Here is a 22,749-nt window from a genome sequence, read left to right on the forward strand (position 1 = left end):
TCCGGTTCGCTGCACATGACCGTGCAGACCGCCGTGCTCATCGAGACCCTCGTCGCGCTCGGCGCGGAGGTCCGGTGGGCCTCCTGCAACATCTTCTCCACCCAGGACCACGCCGCCGCCGCCGTCGTGGTCGGCCCGCACGGCACCCCCGAGGAGCCGCGCGGTGTGCCGGTGTTCGCCTGGAAGGGCGAGTCCCTGGCCGAGTACTGGTGGACCGCCGAGTCCATGCTCACCTGGCCGGACGGCCAGGGGCCGAACATGATCCTGGACGACGGCGGCGACGCCACGCTGCTGGTGCACAAGGGCGCCCAGTACGAGAAGGCCGGCGTCGTCCCGGCCGCCTCCGAGGACGACTCGGAGGAGTGGGCCCTCGTCCTGGAGACCCTGCGCAACTCCCTCGCCGCCGACGCGGGGAAGTGGACGAAGATCGCCGAGGGCATCCGCGGGGTCACCGAGGAGACCACCACCGGCGTCATGCGCCTCTACCAGCTCGCCGCCGCAGGTGAGCTGCTGTTCCCGGCGATCAACGTCAACGACGCGGTCACCAAGTCGAAGTTCGACAACCGGTACGGCATCCGCCACTCCCTGATCGACGGGATCAACCGGGGCACCGACGTGCTCATGGGCGGCAAGGTCGCGGTGATCTGCGGCTACGGGGACGTGGGCAAGGGCGCGGCGGAGTCGCTGCGCGGGCAGGGCGCGCGGATCGTGGTGACGGAGATCGACCCGATCTGCGCGTTGCAGGCGGTGATGGACGGCTACGACGTGCAGACCCTGGAGTCGGTGCTGCCCAAGGCCGACATCGTGATCACGACCACGGGCAACAAGGACGTGGTGCGCATCGAGCACATGGCGGCGATGAAGCACCAGGCGATCGTGGGCAACATCGGGCACTTCGACAACGAGATCGACATGGCCGGTCTGGCCCGCTTCCCCGGTGTCCGCAGGATCAACATCAAGCCGCAGGTCGACGAGTGGGTCTTCCCGGACGGGCACTCGATCCTGGTGCTCTCGGAGGGCAGGTTGCTGAACCTGGGCAACGCGACCGGTCACCCGAGCTTCGTGATGTCCAACTCGTTCTCCAACCAGGTGATCGCGCAGATCGAGCTGTTCGGCAAGCACACCGAGTACGACCGCGAGGTCTACCGGCTGCCCAAGAAGCTGGACGAGAAGGTCGCCCGCATCCACCTGGAGGCCCTGGGCGGGGAGCTGACCAAGCTGTCCAAGGACCAGGCCGAGTACATCGACGTCGACGTCGAGGGGCCGTACAAGCCCGAGCACTACCGCTACTGACCGGGGTCCGGTGGGGCGGTCGGCTCAGCCCGGCCGTCCGCCGGTCCCGCTCAGGTCCACTCGACGGCGACGCCCGCCAGCCCCGGGCCGACGTCGCAGAAGTACGCGCTGACCACCCCGCCGAGCCCGCACACCAGCTCGTCCACCTCGACCGGCGTCGCGTCGGCGTCCTGGCGGAACTGCTTGGTGCACCGCGCGGGCAGCGCCCTGCGGTGGAACGCCACCTGGAGCAGGTAGCCCCGGCACGGCTCGCGGAACGTGCGGTGGTGCCCCGGCGTCGGGCCGCCGGTGTCGTCCACGACGGTGAAGCTGAAGACGTGCTCCTCGCCCTCGGCGAGCCTGCGGTCGAACAGCAGCTCGAACGCCAGCCCGCGCGACGCGCTCTGCCTGCGCACCCGGCCCTGGCGGCAGCCCTCGGCGGGGCGCACCAGCGCGTTGTCGATCAGGCAGCCCTCGTCGCCCTGGTGCACCGCGAGGTACCGGTCGGGCCCGGCCCGCAGCGCCCGCACCACCAGCCGCGTGGTGATGCTCCGCTGCTCGCGGGACGAGCCCACCACGATCGTGTCGTGCACGGACAGCACTTCCAGGTCCGCGTTGGCGCGGGCGCTCTCCGGCACCGCCTCGAACTCGGCCAGCAGCGGCGCGGTCTGCACCCACGCGGTGGCCAGCCCCGCGAACGAGGGCGCGGAGCGGGGGAGCCGGGGTTGCGGCCGGTTGCCGATCAGCTTCACCAGCGACTCGGTGGGCAGCCGGAGCACGCTCTCCAGGGCGCGCACGGTCGGGATCGCCCTGGGGACCTCCGGGTGGCGCAGCCCGCGCTGCCAGTAGCTCAGCGTGGACTGACCCACCTGAACGCCGAGCTGCTCCAGGTGCGCGCGCAACCGGGCGAGTGACAGACCCCGGTGCGCGATCGCGTCGTGCAACGCCCGGTGGAACGGCCCGTAGCGCAGCGTTTCCACCAGTGCGTCCGGCAGTCCCCCGGTGGAGTGGGCGTCGGGCTCCGCGAGGGGCCTGGCGTGTCCCGATTCCGCGCTCAACGCGGCACCACCCCTTCACACGGTGAGTTGGGTTCACCGTAGTCACTCATTACGGTGACCGAAAGGATCTCTGTTCACCCATATGGTGGATGTGTGCGGCCGAAAGGGCGGCGGAGGCGTTCCTGCGAGGGTTGCGGGGCGCGAAAACGCGGGGTGGCCGAGGTCGTCGGGGCCCGGGGCGCCGGTCCTCCCCGGTTCCCGGCCCGCCGCGTGCCGCCGAACGGCCGATGCCCGCCGCCCCGTAGGGTGGCCGCGTGGGGAGACTCGTGGTGGTCGAAGGCCTCGACGGCGCCGGGAAGCGGACCCTGACCGGGGCGCTCACCGCCGAGCTGGAGTCGCGCGGCGCGCGCGTGACGACCGGGGCGTTCCCCCGCTACGGCCGGGACGTGCACGCCGACCTGGTGCGCGCCGCCCTGTACGGCGAGCTGGGCCCGCTGGTGGACGAGGTGCGCGGCATGGCGCTGCTGTACGCGCTCGACCGGCGCGGCGCCCGCGAGGAGCTGCGCGCCGACCTGGCCTCGCACGACGTGGTGCTGCTGGACCGCTACATCGCCTCCGGCGCGGCCTACGGCGCGGCGCGGTTGCACCAGGGCCCGGACGGCGAGTTCGTGGCGTGGGTCCGCGCGCTGGAGGTGGACCGCTTCGAGCTCCCGCTGCCCGACCTGCAGCTGCTGCTGCGCGTCCCGGCCGCCGTCGCCGAGCAGCGGGCCGCCCACCGCGAGGCCACCGAGACCGACCGGGGCCGCGACGTCTACGAGTCCGACGGCGGCCTCCAGCGCCGCTGCGGCGAGGTCTACGACGGTCTCGCCGCCGCCTCCTGGCTCTCGCCGTGGCGCGCCGTCGACGGCTCGGTGCCCGCCGCCGAGCTGGGCGTCGCCGCCATCGCCGACCTGCTCGGCTGAGCACCCCGGTCCTCCTCCCGGCGGGGGAGTAACGAAACGTGACCGCTGGGCCGATCAGCTCCCTGACGGGCGAGGCAACGGCTGAGGTGGGCGGGTGGATCGGCGGCGAGCGCTGGTTACGGACCGGGACCGGGTGACGACCAGCGGCGATGAGCGCTGGGCGGTGCGGGAGAAGCGCGCGGGTAGTGGGACGATGTTCACCATGAAGGCACGCGTGCTCGTGGTGGACGACGACCCCGCCTTGGCGGAGATGCTGACCATCGTGCTGCGGGGCGAGGGGTTCGACACGGCCGTGGTCGCCGACGGCGCCCGTGCGCTCCCCGCGCTGCGCGAGCTCAAACCCGACCTCGTCCTGCTCGACCTGATGCTGCCGGGCATGAACGGCATCGACGTCTGCAAGGCGATCCGCTCGGAGTCCGGCGTCCCGATCGTCATGCTGACGGCCAAGAGCGACACCGTCGACGTGGTGCTGGGCCTGGAGTCCGGCGCCGACGACTACGTCGTCAAGCCGTTCAAGCCCAAGGAGCTGGTGGCGCGCATCCGCGCCCGGATGCGCCGCACCGAGGCCGAACCGGCCGAGATGCTCCAGATCGGCGACCTGACCATCGACGTGCCCGGCCACGAGGTGCTGCGCGAGGGTCGCCCGATCCAGCTCACCCCGCTGGAGTTCGACCTGCTGGTCGCGCTGGCCCGCAAGCCGCGCCAGGTGTTCACCCGCGAGGTGCTCCTGGAGCAGGTGTGGGGCTACCGGCACGCCGCCGACACCCGCCTGGTCAACGTCCACGTGCAGCGGCTGCGCTCCAAGGTGGAGCGCGACCCGGAGCACCCCGAGGTCGTCCTGACCGTGCGCGGCGTCGGGTACAAGGCGGGCCCTCCGTGATCGACGGCTCGACGGGGTCCTGGTCCCGGCGGTGATGAGGACGCGACTGCTGGACCCGGTGGCGCGCGAGGCTCGCCGGGTGGTCGAGCGCGCGCGTCGCCAGGCGGTGCGCTTCGGCGAGGTGTGGCGCCGGTCGATGCAGCTGCGGGTGGTGGTGAGCACCCTCGCGCTGTCCTCGGCCGTGGTGTTCGTGCTCGGCATGGTCCTGCAGGAGCAGATCGTCAAGCAGCTCCTCGACGCCAAGACCGAGGCCGCCACCCGCCAGACGGACGCCAGCGTCGCCGCGATCCAGCCCGACCTGCTCGGCCTGAACCCCGGCCCGGACAGTGTCAAGGCCCGGTTCACCGCCGCGCTCAACAAGATCAACGCCACCGGCACGACGCAGGAGGCCGCCACGTCCGGGGCGGGCGCGTTCGAGCCGGTGCTGGCCGACTCCGCGTTCGCGGGCTCGGACGGGCAGCTCAACGCGGTCGGGCCGTGGCGCGACGTGCCGGTGAGCCTGCGCGAGCTGGTCGAGCGCGGCAGCAGCGGCACCCAGATCAGCACCGTGGAGCGCGACAGCGGGCGCACCACGTTCCTGGTCGTGGGGGTGCCGGTGGCCTCGTCGGCCCGGTCCATGCAGCTCTACCTGCTGTTCCCGCTGACCAGCGAGCAGACCACCGCCGAGTTCGCCCAGAACACCCTGATCGTCGGCGGCGTCGTGCTGCTCCTGCTGCTCGCGGCGATCGCGAACCTGGTCACCCGGCAGGTGGTGCGGCCCGTCCGGCACGCCGCCGAGGTCGCCGAGCGGTTCGCCGAGGGCAGCCTGGACGAGCGGATGCCCGTCGTCGGCGAGGACGACGTGGCCAGGCTCGCCCAGTCCTACAACGAGATGGCCGCGAGCATCCAGCGGCAGTTCCACCAGCTGGAGGAGTTCGGCCAGCTCCAGCGCCGGTTCACCTCGGACGTGTCGCACGAGCTGCGCACCCCGCTGACCACGGTGCGGATGGCCGCCGACGTGCTGCACGCCTCCCGCGAGCAGTTCCCGGCCGGGCTGGCCCGCTCCACCGAGCTGCTGGTCGACGAGCTGGACCGGTTCGAGTCGCTGCTCGGCGACCTGCTGGAGATCAGCAGGCTCGACGCGGGCGTCGAGGAGCTCTCGCCCGAGCTGGTGGACGTGCGGGTGCTCGTGCGCCGGGCGCACGACTCGGTGCGCGCCATCGCCAACAGCAGCGGCACGTCCGTCGTGCTGGACCTGCCCGAGCACGAGGTCACCGCCGAGATCGAGGCCAGGCGGGTCGAGCGCATCCTGCGCAACCTGCTGGCCAACGCGATCGACCACGGCGAGGGGCTGCCGGTCGAGCTGACCCTGCGCGGGTCGGGCGACGCGATCGCGGTGACCGTGCGCGACCACGGCGTCGGCCTGCGCTCCGGCGAGGCGGACCTGGTGTTCAACCGGTTCTGGCGCGCCGACCCGTCCCGCAACCGCCGCACCGGTGGCACCGGCCTCGGGCTGTCCATCAGCCTGGAGGACGCGCGGCTGCACGGCGGCTGGTTGCAGGCGTGGGGCGAGCGCGGGCACGGCGCGGTGTTCCGGCTGACCCTGCCGCGCGTGCACGGCGACCGGTTCGAGGAGAGCCCGCTGCCGCTCGTGCCGCCGGAGCTGGCGGACGTCGAACCGGCGCCGGTCGAGGAGGAGGAAGTCGTCCTGCCGGTGGAGTTCACGGCGGGCGAGATCACCTGGCAGCCCGCGCAGCCGGTGGACGCGGACCGCGAGGTCCCGGACGAGCTGGGCGGGGTCGCGGTGGACGAGAGCTTCGAGCGCGACGAGCGCGCGGCGCGCGGGGACTACGGCGGGCTCGTGGGCGCGGACCTGGTGGACGCCGACCTGGCGGACGAGGAGCCGGGGGACGCGGAGCGGACCCAGCCGGTGCAGCCGCTCGGGCCGGACCGGCCGGAGCGGACCGGGCTGCTGCGGCGGGCGACCCGGCTGGCCAAGCGCGGCGCGGACCGGGCGGTCGACCGGGTGGGGCGCGCGGAGCGGTCGGAGAAGCCGGAGAAGCCCGAGAAGCCGGGGAAGCCCGGCAAGGGCGACCGGGCCGAGCGGATCGAGCGCGCGGGACGCGCTGGCCGGGCGAGCCGGGTCGGCCGGGTGGTCAGGGGCGGCCGGACGGCGCGCGCCGCCAAGGCGGGCGAGGCCGAGGTCGTTCCCGACGCGGGTGGGTCCGCGCTCGTGGACCGCGCTGACCGCGCTGACGGGGCCGACCTGGACCTCGACCCGCGCGCCGACCCGGCTCGTACCGATTCGGCTCGTACCGACCCGAATCGCGCCGACGGGTTCGACCGCGCGGTCGAACCCGGTGACGACCTCGGTGGCGACCTCGGGACCGGCCCGACCGCACGACCCGACGACGCCGACCCGAGGCGCGAGGAGGACCGGTGAAGAAGCTCGTCGCGCTGCTCCTGGCGGTGCTGACGCTGTCGGGGTGCGCGGCCATCCCGACCCAGACGTCGGTGTCGCCGATCAACCGGCGCGCGGGCAGCGCCGCCACCGCCGAGGCCGCCCCGCCGGTCAAGGACCTCGACCCGCTGAGCCTGGTGCGCGGGTTCGTCGACGCCACCAGCAACCCGGCGGGCGACTACGCGCAGGCCAAGGCCTACCTGACCGCCGACGCGGCCAAGGCGTGGAACACCAAGGACGCGCCGACGATCATCGAGACGGCGTTCAACACCGTGCCCGGCGAGGAGCCCGACGACCCGGACCGGCGCGCGGTGCAGCTCCAGGGCAAGTACCTCGGCAGGTTGGTCAACGACGGCTCGTTCACGCAGACCCTGGGCGACCTCCAGCAGTCGCTGGAGGTGGTGAAGGACGACGCCGGGCAGTGGCGCATCGCCACCGCCCCCGCGGGCGTCTTCATGCCGCTCAACGGCTTCCAGAGCAACTACCGCCGGGTCGTCCTGTACTTCTACACGCCGGACTTCTCCGTGCTCGTGCCCGACCCGCGCTACGTCGTGGTCCCGCCTGCCCCGAGCATCCCGCGCCGGGTGACCGAGCTGCTGCTCAACGGCCCGGCCGACTCGGTGCGCGGCGCGCTGGTCACCGCCATCCCGAACACCGCCCAAGCGCGGCGCAGCACCCAGGAGGGTGATGACGGGGCGTTGGAGGTGGACCTGAAGGACGTCGGCGACCTCACCCCGCAGCTGGCCAAGCAGATCGTGGCGCAGGTGGTGCAGTCGCTCAGCGGGGTGACCACCACCAGGGTCAAGGTGATGGTGGAGGGGCAGCCGATCTCCGCCGAGCAGGCCGAGTGGCGGGTCAACGACGTGGACACCGGCGAGGCCGCGGCCACGCCGGACGCCGAGCTGCGCGGGCTCGCGGTCAGCGGCGGGCGGGTGCTCGGGCTCGCGGACGGGCAGCCGATCGCCGGTCCTGCGGGCGAGGGCGACTACAACGTGCTCAGCGCGGCGCAGTCGCTGGGCGGCAGCGAGCTGGCCGTGGTGGCCACCGCGAGCGGCGGCGGGGTGCGGCTGCTGGTCGGCGGGCTGAACGACGCGCTGAACCCGGTCGAGCTGACCGCGCGCGAGATGACCCGGCCGACCTGGGTGCGCAGCGGGCGCAAGGGCGACCGGGCCAACGAGGTGTGGACCAGCCACGACGGGACGAACGTGGTGCGCGTGGTGCGCACCGACACCGGGTGGGCGGCGACGGCGGTGAACGCGGACGCGCTGTCGATCATCGGGCAGCAGATCACCGAGCTGCGGCTGTCCCGCGACGGGACGCGGGTCGCGGCGGTCATCAACGGCAAGATCGTGCTGGCGGCCGTGGTGCGGGCGCAGGACGGCGCGGTGACGCTCAAGAGCGCCAGGACGCTCCAGGGGAACACCCTGGGCACCAACGTGCTGTCGCTCGACTGGCTGGCCCCCGACGTGCTCGTGGTGAGCACGTCGCTGCCCGCGTGGCCGATCGCGAAGGTCAACATCGACGGGATGAAGATCGAGCGGTACAACACCTCGAACCTGACCGTGCCGGTGAGCTCGGTGAGCGCGGCCCCGGCGCGCAACGTCGTCGCGGTGGACCGCAGCGGGCTGTGGAGCACCGCCGACATCGGGGACGTGTGGCGGCAGCCGGGTCCGCTGCTGCCGTCGACGGCGAAGGTGTTCTACCCCGGCTGACCGCTTTTCCTCCGGCGCGGGGCGGCGCATTGCCGTGTCCGTCCTGTGATCAGGGGGTGGAAAGCGGCTTCTTCCGGTTGGGGTGAACCCTCCGGTCATCCCATGGTGAAGGACTTTCACCTCACTTCGCGTTTCACCTGATCGTGTCTGCGGGTACCCCGGTTTTCCGGTGTGGAATTGTCGGACCCCCGGAGCAGGCTCGACCACGTGCTGATCGAACTGCTGTTCCCACCCCGTTGTCCCGGCTGCGGCTCGGGCGGCGCGGCTGCCTGCCCCGCGTGCCTCGTGGGCTTCGGACCGCCACGCCGCGTGTCCGTCCGGGGCGTCCCGGTGTTCACACTCGCCGACCACGCGGGCGCGGCGCGGGCGCTGCTGCTCGCGTTCAAGGAGCGCGGGCGGCGCGACCTGGCCGCCGTGCTCGGCGCGCTGCTGGCCGCCGCGCTGCCGCTGCTGCCCCTCCCGCCCGGTCCGGTGTGGTTCGTGCCCGCGCCGTCCACCCGCCGCGCCGCGCGCCGCAGGGGCGGCTCCCACGTGGACGCCGCGCTGCGGGGTGCCGGAGTGCCGCGCGCGCCGGTGCTGGGGCTTGCCTCGGGCGTCGTGGACTCGGTGGGGCTGACGGCCGCCCAGCGGCGGGCCAACCTGCGCGGACGGGTCCTGCTGCGGGCCGGGCCGCTGCCGCCGCCGGGGGCGGTGTGCGTGGTCGTGGACGACGTGGTGACGACGGGCGCCACGGTGCTGGAGTGCGCGCGGGTGCTGCGCTCGGCGGGGTTCCGGGTACCCCTCGCGGTGACCTTCACGAGCGCCAGGAGAACGGAGCCCGACGGGTGAACGGGCTCGGGAACCCTGGCGCGTTCCCGTCCGTTGGCCGGACATGACGCCCGCGCGGAGGCCGTTCGGCCGGACCGGACAGCGGACGGGTGCGCCCATCGCACTGGACCTGTCGGGGGAGAAGGGCCTGCGGGCCCGATCCCGGCGGGACCAAGGTCCCGGCGCGCGCGACCGAAGGTCGTCGCTCTGCGTCATCAACCGGAAATTCTCGTTTTCCCCCGCCTCGGGGGCTGTCGCCGCAGCGGATACCGGGCTAACGTGCACCGCTATCAAGCGTTCCCGGCATTCACGGGGAGGAGGCGAAAAGCCCATGACCCTGGCACCGGAGAAGCGCTGAGTGACGCCAACCCCCCAGCGACTGTCCGCGACCGACGGGTTCGCGTGACACGGTGCCAAAACGATCCACAGGCAGAGCTCGCAGCAACGCGAGGGAGGTCGTGTATGGACATCGTCGTGAAAGGCCGCAACGTCGAGGTGCCCGAGCACTACCGGGTGCACGTCGCCGAAAAGCTGGCCCGGCTGGAGCGGTACGACCGCAAGGTCATCCGCTTCGACGTGGAGCTGTTCCACGAGCCGAACCGCAGGCAGAGCAAGAGCTGCCAGCGGGTGGAGATCACCGGCAAGGGGCGCGGGCCCGTGATCCGCGCCGAAGCGAGCGCTGGCGACTTCTACGCCGCGCTCGACGCCGCGGTGGCGAAGCTGGAGAGCAGACTGCGCCGCACGCACGACCGCAGGCGCGTGCACTACAGCCGCAGGGGCACCACGTCCGTCGCCGAGGCCACCGGAGGGCTCGCGGAGGTGCTCGTGTCCGACGGCCAGGCCGTCGCGCAGGGTCGCACCGCGCTCCTGGAGGCCGCGCCCGAGTCCGAGAACGGGTACGACGCCGAGGTGCCCGCTCAGCGCTGGGACGACGGGCTGGACGACAGCCTGCCGGGTCAGATCGTGCGCGAGAAGGAGCACGCGGCCAAGCCCATGACGGTCGACCAGGCCCTCTACGAGATGGAGCTCGTGGGCCACGACTTCTACCTCTTCGCGGACGCGGACTGCGGACGCCCCAGCGTCGTCTACCGGCGCAAGGGATTCGACTACGGCGTGATCAGGCTCGCCTGATCCACCCAGCGGTTCCGGCTGGTCTGCGCGCAGAAACCCCCGGAGCCGCCCGCCCGCAGGAGTTGCGGGCCGATGCCGGACAACGGCCTTCGAGCAGGCCCCAGTCGAACGCAGGAGGACCGACGCACCCTGAGCGGGCCAACCGGGCGCCCGGAGCCGAGGGCTCCACCGGAACGACCCGCTCAGGCTTGATCCGCGACAGATCCGAAGCGGCCCGGCGCACAGCCCCCACCGCCGGGACCACCGAGTCCGCCCCGCCCCAGCGCGGCGGCCGACCAGGTGGCCCCACGCCGTGGAGAGCCCGCCGCGACCCGCACCGCAGAGCGGTCCGGCCACCAGGGCCGATCCGCCCGAAGCCGGTTCCCGCGACCGCCGAAGCGAGGCCCGCGGACCCCGAGGCCCCAACCCCCGGCCCGCGCCGAGCCCGACCGGCGCTCCACAAGAGCGCCCGAGGGCCCGCGCGCACGCCGCCCACAACCAGGGCCCCACGACCGGCCGCAACCCGATCCCGTGAGCCGAGGACAACCCACGACCTACTGACCGAACCAGAAACCCCAACACCGGTCGGCCCCCGGCGCCCTCGCGCGCCGGGGGCAAGGCCGCGTGCGGGGAGCGCGGGGAGTTCGGGGATGGCCCGCGACCGACAGCAGCCTGTGCTGCGGCAAGGCCGCGCGGGGTGTTCGGGTTCGGCGGGCGGGGCCTCGTGCGGGGTGGCGGGGACGAGCAACGTCCGCCGGACAAGGCCTCGTACGAAACGCCCGCTGGGTGAGGCCGTGCGTCGGGGTGGGGGCGCGTTCAGCGTCCGCTGGACGAGGCTGTGCGTAGGGGTGGGTAGTAGGCGTCCGCTGGGTGAGGCCGTGTGCGGAGCGGTCGGCACCCGCTGGAAGAAGCGGCGTGCCAGGGTTGGATGGTCGACGTCCGCTGGACGAGGCTGCGTGCTGGCGTGGGTGGTCGGCGTCCGCTGGACGAGGCTGTGCGTAGGGGTGGGTAGTAGGCGTCCGCTGGGTGAGGCCGTGTGCGGAGCGGTCGGCACCCGCTGGAAGAAGCGGCGTGCCAGGGTTGGATGGTCGACGTCCGCTGGACGAGGCTGCGTGCTGGCGTGGGTGGTCGGCGCCCGCTGGGCGAGGCCGTATGCGGGGCGGTCGGCACCCGCTGGACGAGGCTATGTGCCGGGGTGGGTGGTCGGCGCCCGCTGGGCGAGGCCGTGTGCGGGGCGGTCTGCGCCCACTGGAAGGAGCCGCGTGCCGGGGTGGGCGGTTGGTGCCCACTGGTCGAGGCTGCGTGTGGGGTCGGTCGGCGCCGCTGAACGAGGCCGCATGCGGGGGATGAGGTCTCGCGCAGGGGTGACCTGCGCGTGGCAAGGCCACGTGCGGCGGCAAACCGATGCGGCGACAGGACCGGTTTTCGCCATGCCAGCCGTCCCGTCATGCTGGCCGTCCCGCCGTCACCGCGCTGGCCATCTCACCGCGCCAGCCATCTCGCCACGCTGGCCATGTCGCTGCGCCAGCCGTCCCGTCCCGTTGGTCGCCCTCTGCCGGTTGCTCACTCGTCCGGCGAGCCCTGCCCGCTGGTTGTCCTGAGCGAGCGTTGATCGCCGATTTCCCTCCGCCCGCCGGACAGCCGCCTCGCGTGGGCCGGGCCGTCCGCGAGGTGCCGTCCGCGAGTCGCGCTGTCGGCGTTCCGCGAATCGAGCCGTCCGCGCCCAGTGCGGCACCCCGGCTGTTCTCGTGCGCCGCCCCAACCGCCCGTTGTGCGGCAGCGGCCTGCCCCGCCTCGCCCGTCTTTGTCCCCGCCCGCCCTCTCACTCGTACCCCGCCTCCCCATTCCCTCCTTCTCCCACCCCTTCCCCCTCTCGCTCGTGCCCCGCCTCCCCGCCCCTCCCCCCTCCTACCCCGCCCCTCCCACCACGCCGTTCGCCCCCCTCACGACGGAGTGAACTTGATCGCCTTCTCGCCCCCTCCGCCCCGCTCCCGCCCTCCCCTCCCGCCAAGATCCCGGCCCATCACCCAGCCGTCCGCTCGGCCCCTGCTCCGACGAGCCCCGAAGGGCTCGCCGGGGGTTCCTACCTGTGTCTGTGCACACACCTTCACGACTTGCCTACGATGGCCATAGGTGAGGGGCCCACCGCCACCCCGGTGGACCCGAATGAAGGCGCCCGCCGGGGCGCGACGCGATGAGGTAATGAGGTCGACCCGAGATGGTGCTGTCCCGACTGCTCCGCGCAGGCGAAGGCAAGATGCTCAAGCGCCTGCGCAACATCGCAGCGCACATCAACAACCTCGAAGACGACGTCGTCGACCTCTCCGACGCCGAGCTCAGGGCCAAGACCGAGGAGTTCCGCAAGCGTCACGCCGAGGACGGCGAGTCGCTCGACGAGCTGCTCCCCGAGGCCTTCGCCGTCGTCCGCGAGGGCGCGAAGCGGGTGCTCGGCCAGCGGCACTTCGACGTCCAGCTGATGGGCGGCGCGGCGCTGCACCTCGGGCAGATCTCCGAGATGCGCACCGGTGAGGGCAAGACCCTGACCTCGGTGCTGCCCGCCTACCTGAACGCGATCGCGGGCAAGGGCGTGCACGTCGTCACGACCAACGACTACCTCGCCAAGCGCGACTCGGAGTGGATGGGCCGCATCCACCGCTTCCTCGGCATGACCGTCGGCGCGATCCTCTCCGACATGACGCCGGAGCAGCGGCGCGCGGCCTACAACGCCGACATCACCTACGGCACGAACAACGAGTTCGGCTTCGACTACCTGCGCGACAACATGGCGTGGAGCCTGGACGAGTGCGTGCAGCGCGGCCACTTCTTCGCCGTGGTCGACGAGGTCGACTCGATCCTGATCGACGAGGCCCGCACCCCGTTGATCATCTCCGGCCCGGCCGACCAGTCGTCGCGCTGGTACCTGGAGTTCGCCCGCCTGGCCACGCTGCTGCGCAAGGACACCCACTACGAGATCGACGAGCGCAAGCGCACCGTCGGCGTCTCGGAGACGGGCGTCGCCTTCATCGAGGACCAGCTCGGCATCGAGAACCTCTACGAGGCGGCGAACACCCCGCTGGTCGGCTACCTGAACAACGCCATCAAGGCGAAGGAGCTGTTCAGCAAGGACAAGGACTACATCGTCCGCAACGGTGAAGTCATGATCGTCGACGAGTTCACCGGCCGCGTGCTCTCGGGCCGCCGCTACAACGAGGGCATGCACCAGGCGATCGAGGCCAAGGAGGGGGTGGAGATCAAGGCCGAGAACCAGACCCTCGCCACGATCACCCTCCAGAACTACTTCCGCCTCTACGAGCGCATGGGCGGCATGACCGGTACCGCCGAGACCGAGGCGGCGGAGTTCTACCAGACCTACAAGCTCGGCGTCGTCCCCATCCCGACCAACCGCCCGATGAAGCGCCGCGACCAGCCGGACCTGGTCTACAAGTCCGAGGAGGCGAAGTTCCAGGCGGTCGCCGAGGACATCGCCGAGCGGCACGAGAAGGGCCAGCCGGTCCTGGTCGGCACGACCAGCGTCGAGCGCTCCGAGTACCTGTCGAAGCTGCTGGTGCGGATGAACATCCCGCACGAGGTCCTCAACGCCAAGCACCACGACCGCGAGGCGCTGATCATCGCCCGCGCCGGTCGCAAGGGCGCGGTCACCGTCGCGACGAACATGGCCGGTCGAGGCACCGACATCGTGCTCGGCGGCAACCCGGACATCCTGGCCGACCACGAGCTGCGCGACCGCGGTCTCGACCCGGTGGAGAACGTCGACGAGTACCAGGCGGCCTGGTCGAAGCTGATCGAGGACGTCAAGGCCGAGGTCAAGGTCGAGGGCGAGGCGGTCCGCGAGGCGGGCGGCCTGTACGTGCTCGGCACCGAGCGCCACGAGTCCCGCCGCATCGACAACCAGCTGCGCGGTCGCTCCGGCCGCCAGGGCGACCCCGGCGAGTCCCGGTTCTACCTGTCGCTGCGCGACGAGCTGATGCGCCGGTTCAACGCGGCCATGGTCGAGAACGTGATGACCCGCCTGAAGGTGCCGGACGAGCTGCCCATCGAGCACAAGTGGGTCACCAACGCGATCCGCAGCGCGCAGACCCAGGTCGAGCAGCAGAACTTCGAGATCCGCAAGAACGTCCTCAAGTACGACGAGGTCATGAACGAGCAGCGCAAGGTGATCTACGCCGAGCGCCACCGCGTCCTCGCGGGCGAGGACCTGCGCGAGCAGGTCACCCACATGATCAAGGACGTCACCGGCGAGTACGTCGACGCCGCCACCGCCGACGGCTACTCCGAGGACTGGGACCTCGACAAGCTCTGGACGGCCCTCAAGTCGCTCTACCCGGTGTCGCTGGACGCCAAGGCCCTGCTCGACGCCGAGGACGACCTCAGCCGCGAGGACCTGCGCGCCCGCGTGCAGGAGGACGCCTTGGAGGCGTACGACAACCGCGAGGCCGACATCGACGGCCGCGTCGGCCCCGGCGCCATGCGCGAGCTGGAGCGCCGCGTGCTGCTGTCCGTGCTCGACCGCAAGTGGCGCGAGCACCTCTACGAGATGGACTACCTCAAGGAGGGCATCGGCCTGCGGGCGATGGCCCAGCGCGACCCGCTGATCGAGTACCAGCGGGAGGGCTTCGACATGTTCAACGGCATGTTGGAGGCGCTGAAGGAGGAGATCGTCGGCTTCCTGTTCAACCTGCAGGTCGAGGCCGCCGAGCCCGAGCCCGCCCCGGAGCCCCCGGTGCAGGTGTCGATCAGCAACGGCGCGGGCAACCTGACCGGCAGCCGCGCCCGCGCGCGTGCCGCCGCGGCGGCCCAGGCCGAGGCGCAGCAGCAGGCGGCGGCCCAGCAGCAGGCCGCAGCGGCCAGGCAGCAGGAGGAGCAGCGCCGCCGCGAGGCCCCCGCGGGCTCGGCGCTGGCCCAGCTGTCGGGCGGCAACCCGATCCCGCCCGCCCTGCGCGGCAAGGGCCTCGACCCGCGCGCCAACACGAACCTGACCTACACCGGTCCGGACGAGAGCGGCGACGCGGAGAGCCACGGCACCACCAACCAGGGCGGCGGCAACCAGGGCGGCACCCGCAAGGAGCGCCGCGCCCAGGCCCGCGCCGAGGCCAAGGGCCACCGCAACCGGCCGCAGCACTGACCGGCCCGTGCCTCCGGTGACCGCGACGCGGTGACCGAAGGCGCGGCCACCGGGACACGCCCGCGCACGACCCCAGCAGCCCCAGCAGCCCCCGGACCCCACGCGGTCCGGGGGCTGCCGGCTTTCCGGGTGGGGGAGCGGGGACGGGCACGCCCTACTCGCGCGCCACCACCCGGCGAGCAGGCGCGGGGCAGCGGAAGGAGCCACGCAGGCCGAACTGCGGCACGGAACTGCGGCACGGTGCCGCGCCAGCCAGGCCGTTGGACGGCGAGGACCTGCGGGAAGAACCGCACCGGCCGACCTGCGGCACGGGACCACGGCGTGGTGGTGCGCGGGCCGCACGACGTCGAGGCACGGGCCGTCAGGACGTGCCACGGCGGCCGGGCCGCAGCGCCGTCCCACGACGAAGCGGTGCGGGCCGCGTCCGCCTGCCGAAAGCGCCGCACCGGTTGAGCCGCAGCCCGCACCCACCACGCAGCCCGCACCCACCACGCAGCCCGCACCCACCACGCAGTCCTCAACCACCGCGTAGCCCTCGACCACCGCGCGGCCCGCACCCACCGCACGGCGCTCACCCACCGCACGGCCCTCATCCACCACACGGCCCTCATCCACCACACGGCCGTGCGCGGTTCCGGGCTGTCGTGCGGCACGGGCCCGTTCCCCGCCCCTCAGCGCTCCCGTGACGCCACAGCGCGCCGCCCTCCGCACACTCACCCCAAGCGCGCCCGTCCCGCCGCAGCGGTCGTGTGCGGTCCACGCGGGTGCGGCCCTCACGGCAGCAGGTGGAAGCGCGAGAGCAGCCACCGCCCCTCCACCAGCTCCGCCCGCGCGGCCAGCGCCCGCACCCGAGCGCCCCGCCGCAGCGTCCCGGCGATCTCCGCGACCCGCTCCGACACCCGGCACATCCGCAGCCCGCCCACCGCCGTCCCCGACGCCCCCGGCGAGCGCAGCCGCCCGACCTCCCGCGCCGCCGCCCCCGTCAGCACCCCGCGCACCTGCCCGAGGGGCCGCCGCCCATCCACGGCCTCCACGACCACCCGCACCAGCCGCAGGTGCTCCAGCACCGCGCCGGGGCACCCCTGAGCGCCCCAGGCGTCCCGCACCCGCTCCAGTCCGCCGTACCCCTGCAACTCCCGCAACCACGTCATGACCAACACGACCCGCGAACCCCGGCATCGTGGACCGGGTTCACCCGGTCGAATGAAGGCGTAAGTTGTTCCCGGTGCGAGGACTGGTGCTCGACTTCGGCGGCGTGCTGACCGACAGCGGAAGTGAAGAACTCTTGATCGCGGTGGAAAGAGCGCGCCGCGCGGAGATCAGGACTGCGATCCTGAGCAATGCGGACGGCCGCTGGGCGCCGCCGCGCGAGTGGGGCCACCTGTTCGACGCGGTGGTCACCTCGGGCGCCTCGGGCACGGCCAAGCCGGACGCCGAGATCTACCTGCTCACGGCCGCCGAGCTGGGCCTCGATCCGGGGGACTGCGTGTTCGTCGACGACCTGCCGGTCAACGTGCGGGGCGCGGCGGCGGCCGGGATGGTCGGTGTTCACCACACGTCGGTGGAAACCACCCTCCAGGAACTTGAAATCCTCCTGGCAATCCCCCTCAGGGGGTAAGAACACCGGCTGCCGGTCACGGAAAAAGCGGAAATCCCCACCCCGACGAGTAATTCCAGGCCCGGTGCCTCGGGCGTACCGTGGAATCAGCGGACAACGCAGGCAATCCGAAGAGGAGTCCCGCACTTCGGGCCACCTCCCGGCTACCAGGAGCGGGGAGGCGGAAGCGGGACGCCGAACGGGTAGGGCCCCCTCACGTCGACGACCGGGACGTCGAAGGCTGTGACGGCGCAGGGCCGACCCACGCTGGTGCGGGCACCGGAAACCCCGGTGCCCGCACCAGTGCGCGTCCGATCAGCCCGCGAGCACCAGTACTCTCCGGCTCGGCGAGCCCCGGCCCGGTGCTCTCCGGCCTGCCGCGCCCGGCCTGCCGCGCCCGGCCTGCCGCGCCCGGCCCGCCGCGCCCCAGCCTGCCGCACCCCGGCTCAGAGCGAGCGCCTGCGGACCACCTCGAAGCACAGCACCGCCGCCGCGCTCGCCACGTTCAGCGACTCCACACCCGCGGCCATCGGGATCGACAGCCAGTCGGTCACGTGCTCCCGGACCCCGTCCGAGATCCCCGCCGTCTCGCTGCCCAGCACGAACGCCGCCCGCTCCGGCAGTTCCGCCGCGTACACGCTCTGCTTCGCCGCCGCGTCCAGCGCGAACAGCGGGTACCCGGCCGCCCGCAGCTGCGCGGCGGCCTCGGCGGCCGTCCCGCAGCGCAGCACCGGCGCCCGGAACGCCACCCCCGCCGACGCCTTCACCACGAGCGGGTCGATCGAGGCCACCCCGCGCCGGGGCACCACGATCCCCTCCACCCCCGCCGCCGTGGCGGTGCGCAGGATCATGCCGACGTTCGCGGGCGTGGTGATCCCGTCCAGCAGCAGCACCCCGCGCGGCCGGGACTCCAGGGCCAGCGCGAGCGGCGCCATGCGCGGGGCGACCACGTCCGCGAGCACGCCCTGGTCGTGCCTGCCGTTGCCCGCCAGCACCTTCACCCGCTGCGCGGTCGCCCGCTGCACCCTGACCCCGCGCCGCGACGCGGCGTCCAGGATCTCCTTGGCGGCGGGCCCGCGCGCGCCCTCCGCCATCAGCACCTTGTCGACCTCCAACCGAGGGTCGTCCAGCGCCTCCAGCACGGGCTTGCGGCCGTAGACCGTGACGAACCTGTCCTTGGGCGAGATCTCCACGCGTGCATGGTCGCACCTCCGCCCGGCGCACCGCGAAACCCCCGATCAGCCCTTGCGGATCAGCTGTCAACTGTGATGATCGTCCCATGACCCCGCGTCTGCGCAACGTCGCGCACCGTGACCACCTGCTGGCCCGAGGCCGCGAGGCCGACGTCTTCCTGCGCCCGGACGGCCTGCTCCGCAAGCGCAGCCGCACCGGTCGCGACCCGCGTCCCGAGGCCGAGCTGATGCGCCACCTGCGCGCCCACGGCATCCCGGTGCCCAGGGTCGCCGAGGCCGACGCCACCGAGATCGTCATGGAGTACGTGCCCGGCCCGCGCATGTCGCAGGAGCTGGACGCCAAGCCGTGGCGCGCCCGCCGCCTCGGCCGCCAGCTCGCCCGCCTGCACCGCGACCTGGACGCCGTCCCCGCCCCCGACTTCCTGCCCGGCGACGGCGCCCTGCTGCACCTGGACCTGCACCCCGGCAACGTCGTGCTCGGCCCGGACGGCCCGGTGCTCGTGGACTGGGCCGACGCCGCGCGCGGCGACCGCAGCCTGGACGTGGCGCTGAGCTGGCTCGCCGTCGAGGTCGGCCGGGTCGCGCCGCTGCGCAGGCCGGTCAGGGGCGCGTTCCTCGGCGCGTTCCTGGCGGGCCGCGTCGACGCCGCCGTCCGCCGCGCCATGCCCGCCGCCGCCCGCATCCGGCTCGGCAGGGCCCGCCGCGACGACGCCGAAGTCGCGGCCGTGAGCCGCCTCGTCGAGCGGTGCAGCGGATAGCCTGGCCCCATGCCCGACCGACTGTCCGCGCTGGACGCCTCGTACCTCTACCTGGAGGACGCGTCGACGCCGATGCACGTCGGCAGCGTCGCGGTGTTCCGCAGGCCCAAGTCCGGCTTCGACTACGACCGGCTGGTCGACCTGGTCGAGCAGCGGCTGTCGCTGGCCCCGCGCTACCGGCGCAAGGTGGTGCACGTGCCGGGCAGGCTCGCCCGCCCGGTGTGGGTCGACGACCAGGACTTCGACGTCACCTACCACGTGCGCCGCTCCGCGCTGCCCACGCCGGGCACCGACCAGCAGCTGCACGACCTGGTCGGCAGGCTCATGTCCCGCCCGCTCGACAACACCCGCCCGCTCTGGGAGGCCTACCTGGTCGAGGGCCTGGCGCGGAACCGGATCGCCGTGGTCACCAAGACCCACCAGGCCATGGTGGACGGGGTCGGCGCGCCCGACATCACCCAGGTCATGCTCGACGTGTCCGCGTCCCCGCGCCGCCAGGTCGAGAACCTGTGGATGCCCCAGCCCGAGCCCAGCGGCCTGCAGCTGGTCGTGGACGCGGTCGCCGAGGCGGTGCAGCGGCCCGGCGAGGTCGTGGAGAACGCCCGCTCCGCCGCGCTGGACACGGTCGCCACCGTCCGCAAGGCCACCGACGCGCTCGGCGGCCTCCTCTCGGCCGTCCGCACCGCCGCCACCCCAGCCCCCGGCAGCCCGCTCAACGTGCGGATCTCCTCGCCGCAGCGCCGGTTCGCGGTGGCCAGGACCCGCCTCGACGAGTTCCGCGCCATCCGCAAGGCGCACGGCGGCACGGTCAACGACGGCGTCCTCGCCGCGCTGACCGGCGCGCTGCGCGCCTGGCTGCTCTCGCGCGGCGAGGTCGTCTCGGCCAGCACCACCATGCGCGCCATGACGCCCATGTCGGTCCGCTCGGCCGACGGCAAGCCGGGCGAGGTGTCCGCGTACCTGGTGGACCTGCCGGTGGGGGAGCCGAACCCGGTGGTGCGCCTGCACCACGTCAGCCACGCCACCCGCGCCCACCAGGAGTCCGGCCAGAAGGTGGCCGCGCAGACCCTGGTGCGGGTCAGCGGCTTCGCCCCGCCGACGCTGCACGCGCTCGGCGCGCGGGCCGCCAGCTCGTTCTCGAAGCGGCTGTTCAACGTCGTGGTCACGAACGTGCCGGGCCCGCAGGTGCCGCTGTACGCGTCGGGCGCGAAGATGGCGGAGATGTTCCCCGTGGTGCCGCTGGCCAAGAGCCAGGCGCTGGCGATCGGCGTCACGTCCTACGACGGTGGTGTGTACTTCGGGCTGAACGCTGACCGTGACGCGATGCCGGACGTGGACGTCCTCGCGGGCATGGTCGAGGAGTCGGTGGAGGAACTGATGGGAACGGTGTCCGGATGAGGGTCTACCTGCCCGCCACGGTCGCGTCGCTGCGCGCCCTGGTCGAGACGGGCGAGTTCGCCCCGGTCGGCGGGACCGGGTTCGCGCTGACCCCGGCGCTGCGCGAGTCGTACGCGGCGGGCGACACCGAGGAGCTGGAGTACGCCGCGATGCTCGACGCCGCGCGCGCGTCGCTGCGGCTGCTCGGCCAGGAGCTGACCGGCGACGAGAAGGCCAGGCCCCGCCGCGCGGTGGTGTCGGTGGACGTCGAGGACAACGCGGTGAAGCTGCGCCCCGACCTGGACTTCTCGGTGGTGAAGCTGTCCGGCGCGATCCCGCTGAAGAAGATCGCCGCCGTGCACCTGGACACGGCCGAGGCCGAGGACGCGGTGCGCGAGGCGGCCAACGTGATCGACGCCGCCGACCTCGGCGACCCGGACGCGGACTTCGCGGTCGGCAGCGCCGAGGACCACGAGCTGGCCTGGTACGCCCCGCAGGAACTGCCGTTCGTGCTCGACCTGATGTAGCTGCCCGGCGCCCGCGCCCGGCTCACATGCCGCGCGCGGGCTCCCACAGCTCGACCCGGTTCCCCTCGGGGTCGACGCACCACCCGAACCGCCCGTACTCGGAGTCCTCGGTCTGCTCCAGCACCTCGACCCCGTGCGCCCGCAACCGGTCGAGCAGCCCCCCGAGGTCGTCCACCCGAAGGTTCAGCATGGCCCGCTGACCGGGCTCCCCGAAGTAGTCCGTGTCCTGCGCGAACAGCGCGAGCGTGGTGGTGCCGGGGTTGTCGTCCGTGGCGGTCTCCTCCCAGTGGAAGGTCACCGTCCCCCGATCGTTCATGGGGATGCCGAGGTGCGCCCGATACCAGGCCGCGAGCCGCGCGGGGTTGCGCGCCCTGAGGAAGATCCCACCGATTCCGATCACCCTTGCCACCCGCCGGACGTTACCCGCAGCACCCGCTACCACCGGGCGTGTTCACAACCGGGCCGCCTGATCCGGTGAACGGCAACTATCGGTAACCCGAAACCGGCCCACCCTGGGTAGCTGTTCCGGCAGACCGCTCACTTTGCTACCAACTGTTGACAGTCAACAGTTGGCGGCAACGTGCTGACCAGCAACGACGCACGACGAGCAAGCCTGAGGAAGCACGCCAGGTGAGAGACGCACGCAAGCCGGGCTGATCGACGCAGGCGCATCGCGGGCTGCGGGGCGAGCGCAGCGAGCCCGCAGCCAGCCCATCCCGCGTCCCTCTTCTCCGTTTGGCCTGGCGAAGCCCGAGCACGCTCGTCAAGATGCCGCCGCACCGCCCGGCAGACCTCCCGAGTCAAACGGCGTCTTGACGAGTGTGCTTGCCTGAAAGGAGGCCAAACGGAGAAGAGGGACCCCACCCACCGCAGTAGTACAACGGGACCACAAGACCAACCGCCACCAGCCGGCAGAGCTCGTGTCCCCTCTTTTTTGGAGGCCTGCCCCGCCGGCGAGGCGAGCCCTAGTCGTACTCCTCCAACTTCCCCCGAGACTCCAACAACCGCCGCAACGACTCCAACCGCCGCTCCGTCGCAGCCCCGCTGCTCACCAGCTCGTCCAACTTGCACTCGGGGTCCTCATCCCCCCCGAGGTGCCCACACCCTGGCGGGCACTCCTCCGCCATCTCCTTCATGTCCGGGAACGCCATCACGATGTCGTCCGGCGTGATGTGCGCCAGCCCGAACGACCTAATCCCCGGCGTGTCCACCGCCCACCCGCCCTCGGGCAGCGCCAGCGCCACCGCCTGGGTCGACGTGTGCCGCCCCTTCCCGACCCCGCTCACCACACCCACCGCCCGGTTCGCGTCAGGCACCAACCGGTTCACCAGGGTCGACTTCCCCACCCCCGAGTGCCCGATCAACGCCGACAACCGGTCCACCATCCGCTCCCGCAGCTCGACCGGGTCCTCGTCCGACCTCGTCACCACCACCGGGACGTCCAGCTCCGCGTACGCCTCCAACAACTCCTCCGCCGAAGCCAGGTCCGACTTCGTCAAGCACAGCAACGGCTCCAACCCACCCGCGTAAGCCGCCACCAAGCACCGGTCGATGAACCCCCGCCGGGGCTCCGGCTCGGCCAGCGCCGTCACGATCACCAGCTGCGCCGCGTTCGCCACCACCACCCGCTCGAACGGGTCCGTGTCGTCCGCCGTCCGCCGCAGCACGCTGGACCGCTCCTCCACCCGCACGATCCGCGCCAGCGTGTCCGGCTGCCCCGAGGTGTCCCCGACCAGCCCGACCTGGTCCCCGACCACCACCGGCGTGCGCCCCAGCTCCCGCGCCCGCATCGCCGTCACCAGCAACCCCGGATCCGAGTCCACCGCGCACGTCCACCGCCCCCGGTCGACGCCGACGACCATCGCGCCCACCGCGTCCGCGTGCTCCGGCCGCCGCTTGCTCCTCGGCCTGGTCCCCTTGCCCGGCCGGACCCGGACGTCCGACTCGTCCAGCTTGCGCCAATCCCGTCCCAC

16 protein-coding genes and 1 pseudogene are annotated in these 22,749 nt (G+C 72.8%); 12 read left to right on the plus strand and 5 right to left on the minus strand.

The annotated features are described in order from the left end of the window. The coding region (gene ahcY / locus LV78_RS29650; protein ID WP_253849135.1) for an adenosylhomocysteinase at nt 1-1,293 on the plus strand (1,293 nt) is incomplete at its 5' end. 50 nt (nt 1,294-1,343) lie between these two features. Here ahcY and LV78_RS29655 read toward each other — a convergent pair. After that, nucleotides 1,344-2,330: a hypothetical protein gene (locus tag LV78_RS29655; protein WP_253849137.1), complete on the minus strand. Its 987-nt coding sequence runs from the start codon at nt 2,328-2,330 to the stop codon at nt 1,344-1,346. A gap of 254 nt (nt 2,331-2,584) precedes the next feature. On the opposite strand from LV78_RS29655, the gene LV78_RS29660 reads away from it, so the two are divergent. The 7 genes and pseudogenes from LV78_RS29660 to secA all read left to right on the plus strand — a co-directional run bounded on the left by LV78_RS29660 (nt 2,585) and on the right by secA (nt 15,324). Then, nucleotides 2,585-3,232 (plus strand): dTMP kinase, encoded by a 648-nt coding sequence (locus LV78_RS29660; protein ID WP_253849139.1) that lies wholly within the window; start codon nt 2,585-2,587, stop codon nt 3,230-3,232. Nucleotides 3,233-3,434: 202 nt separating this feature from the next. Continuing rightward, nucleotides 3,435-4,112, plus strand: a complete 678-nt coding sequence (gene mtrA, locus LV78_RS29665; RefSeq protein WP_253849476.1) for an MtrAB system response regulator MtrA — start codon at nt 3,435-3,437, stop codon at nt 4,110-4,112. A gap of 34 nt (nt 4,113-4,146) precedes the next feature. Further along, nucleotides 4,147-5,796 (plus strand): annotated as a pseudogene (gene mtrB / locus LV78_RS29670) (MtrAB system histidine kinase MtrB); the annotation flags it as partial. 734 nt (nt 5,797-6,530) lie between these two features. Beyond that, nucleotides 6,531-8,264, plus strand: coding sequence for an LpqB family beta-propeller domain-containing protein (locus LV78_RS29675; RefSeq protein WP_253849141.1), 1,734 nt, complete (start codon nt 6,531-6,533; stop codon nt 8,262-8,264). Nucleotides 8,265-8,441: 177 nt separating this feature from the next. Further along, nucleotides 8,442-9,092 carry a phosphoribosyltransferase family protein gene (locus tag LV78_RS29680; RefSeq protein ID WP_253849144.1) on the plus strand — a complete coding sequence of 217 codons (651 nt, stop codon included), beginning with the start codon at nt 8,442-8,444 and terminating at the stop codon, nt 9,090-9,092. Nucleotides 9,093-9,533: 441 nt separating this feature from the next. Beyond that, nucleotides 9,534-10,202 carry a ribosome hibernation-promoting factor, HPF/YfiA family gene (gene hpf, locus LV78_RS29685; protein ID WP_253849146.1) on the plus strand — a complete coding sequence of 223 codons (669 nt, stop codon included), beginning with the start codon at nt 9,534-9,536 and terminating at the stop codon, nt 10,200-10,202. A gap of 2,197 nt (nt 10,203-12,399) precedes the next feature. After that, nucleotides 12,400-15,324, plus strand: a complete 2,925-nt coding sequence (secA, locus tag LV78_RS29690) for a preprotein translocase subunit SecA (protein WP_253849148.1) — start codon at nt 12,400-12,402, stop codon at nt 15,322-15,324. Nucleotides 15,325-16,097: 773 nt separating this feature from the next. Here secA and LV78_RS29695 read toward each other — a convergent pair. Then, nucleotides 16,098-16,475: an Rv3235 family protein gene (locus tag LV78_RS29695; RefSeq protein ID WP_253849479.1), complete on the minus strand. Its 378-nt coding sequence runs from the start codon at nt 16,473-16,475 to the stop codon at nt 16,098-16,100. 86 nt (nt 16,476-16,561) lie between these two features. Here LV78_RS29695 and LV78_RS29700 point away from each other — a divergent pair, with 86 nt between their 5' ends. Then, nucleotides 16,562-16,942: an HAD-IA family hydrolase gene (locus LV78_RS29700; protein WP_372495006.1), complete on the plus strand. Its 381-nt coding sequence runs from the start codon at nt 16,562-16,564 to the stop codon at nt 16,940-16,942. Nucleotides 16,943-17,367: 425 nt separating this feature from the next. Here LV78_RS29700 and LV78_RS29705 read toward each other — a convergent pair whose 3' ends face one another. Then, nucleotides 17,368-18,114: a TrmH family RNA methyltransferase gene (locus LV78_RS29705; protein ID WP_253849152.1), complete on the minus strand. Its 747-nt coding sequence runs from the start codon at nt 18,112-18,114 to the stop codon at nt 17,368-17,370. Nucleotides 18,115-18,200: 86 nt separating this feature from the next. Between LV78_RS29705 and LV78_RS29710 the strand changes: the two genes are divergently transcribed. Genes LV78_RS29710 through LV78_RS29720 form a run of 3 tightly spaced genes read left to right on the plus strand, consistent with a single transcriptional unit; the run spans nt 18,201 to nt 20,776 of the window. Then, complete coding sequence (locus LV78_RS29710) at nt 18,201-18,872, plus strand: phosphotransferase (RefSeq protein WP_253849154.1); 672 nt, start codon at nt 18,201-18,203, stop codon at nt 18,870-18,872. 9 nt (nt 18,873-18,881) lie between these two features. Continuing rightward, complete coding sequence (locus LV78_RS29715) at nt 18,882-20,270, plus strand: WS/DGAT/MGAT family O-acyltransferase (RefSeq protein ID WP_253849156.1); 1,389 nt, start codon at nt 18,882-18,884, stop codon at nt 20,268-20,270. Further along, nucleotides 20,267-20,776, plus strand: a complete 510-nt coding sequence (locus LV78_RS29720; protein ID WP_253849158.1) for a DUF6912 family protein — start codon at nt 20,267-20,269, stop codon at nt 20,774-20,776. The genes LV78_RS29715 and LV78_RS29720 overlap by 4 nt, the downstream gene beginning before the upstream one ends. Before the next feature lie 22 nt (nt 20,777-20,798). Here LV78_RS29720 and LV78_RS29725 read toward each other — a convergent pair whose 3' ends face one another. Together LV78_RS29725 and rsgA are read right to left on the minus strand one after the other, a co-directional pair. Beyond that, nucleotides 20,799-21,176 carry a VOC family protein gene (locus LV78_RS29725; RefSeq protein WP_253849159.1) on the minus strand — a complete coding sequence of 126 codons (378 nt, stop codon included), beginning with the start codon at nt 21,174-21,176 and terminating at the stop codon, nt 20,799-20,801. 565 nt (nt 21,177-21,741) lie between these two features. After that, complete coding sequence (gene rsgA, locus LV78_RS29730) at nt 21,742-22,749, minus strand: ribosome small subunit-dependent GTPase A (RefSeq protein ID WP_253849169.1); 1,008 nt, start codon at nt 22,747-22,749, stop codon at nt 21,742-21,744.

The organism is Actinosynnema pretiosum, from assembly GCF_024171695.1.
GTDB classification, from domain to species: Bacteria; Actinomycetota; Actinomycetes; order Mycobacteriales; family Pseudonocardiaceae; genus Actinosynnema; species Actinosynnema pretiosum.

What these genes read in the sequence shown, in the direction of transcription:
- mtrA (WP_253849476.1), top strand. Translation starts at nt 3,435, where the DNA reads ATGAAGGCACGCGTGCTCGTGGTGGACGACGACCCCGCCTTGGCGGAG.
- hpf (WP_253849146.1), top strand. Translation starts at nt 9,534, where the DNA reads ATGGACATCGTCGTGAAAGGCCGCAACGTCGAGGTGCCCGAGCACTAC.
- secA (WP_253849148.1), top strand. Translation starts at nt 12,400, where the DNA reads ATGGTGCTGTCCCGACTGCTCCGCGCAGGCGAAGGCAAGATGCTCAAG.
- LV78_RS29695 (WP_253849479.1), bottom strand. Translation starts at nt 16,475, where the DNA reads ATGACGTGGTTGCGGGAGTTGCAGGGGTACGGCGGACTGGAGCGGGTG.
- LV78_RS29710 (WP_253849154.1), top strand. Translation starts at nt 18,201, where the DNA reads ATGACCCCGCGTCTGCGCAACGTCGCGCACCGTGACCACCTGCTGGCC.
- LV78_RS29715 (WP_253849156.1), top strand. Translation starts at nt 18,882, where the DNA reads ATGCCCGACCGACTGTCCGCGCTGGACGCCTCGTACCTCTACCTGGAG.
- LV78_RS29720 (WP_253849158.1), top strand. Translation starts at nt 20,267, where the DNA reads ATGAGGGTCTACCTGCCCGCCACGGTCGCGTCGCTGCGCGCCCTGGTC.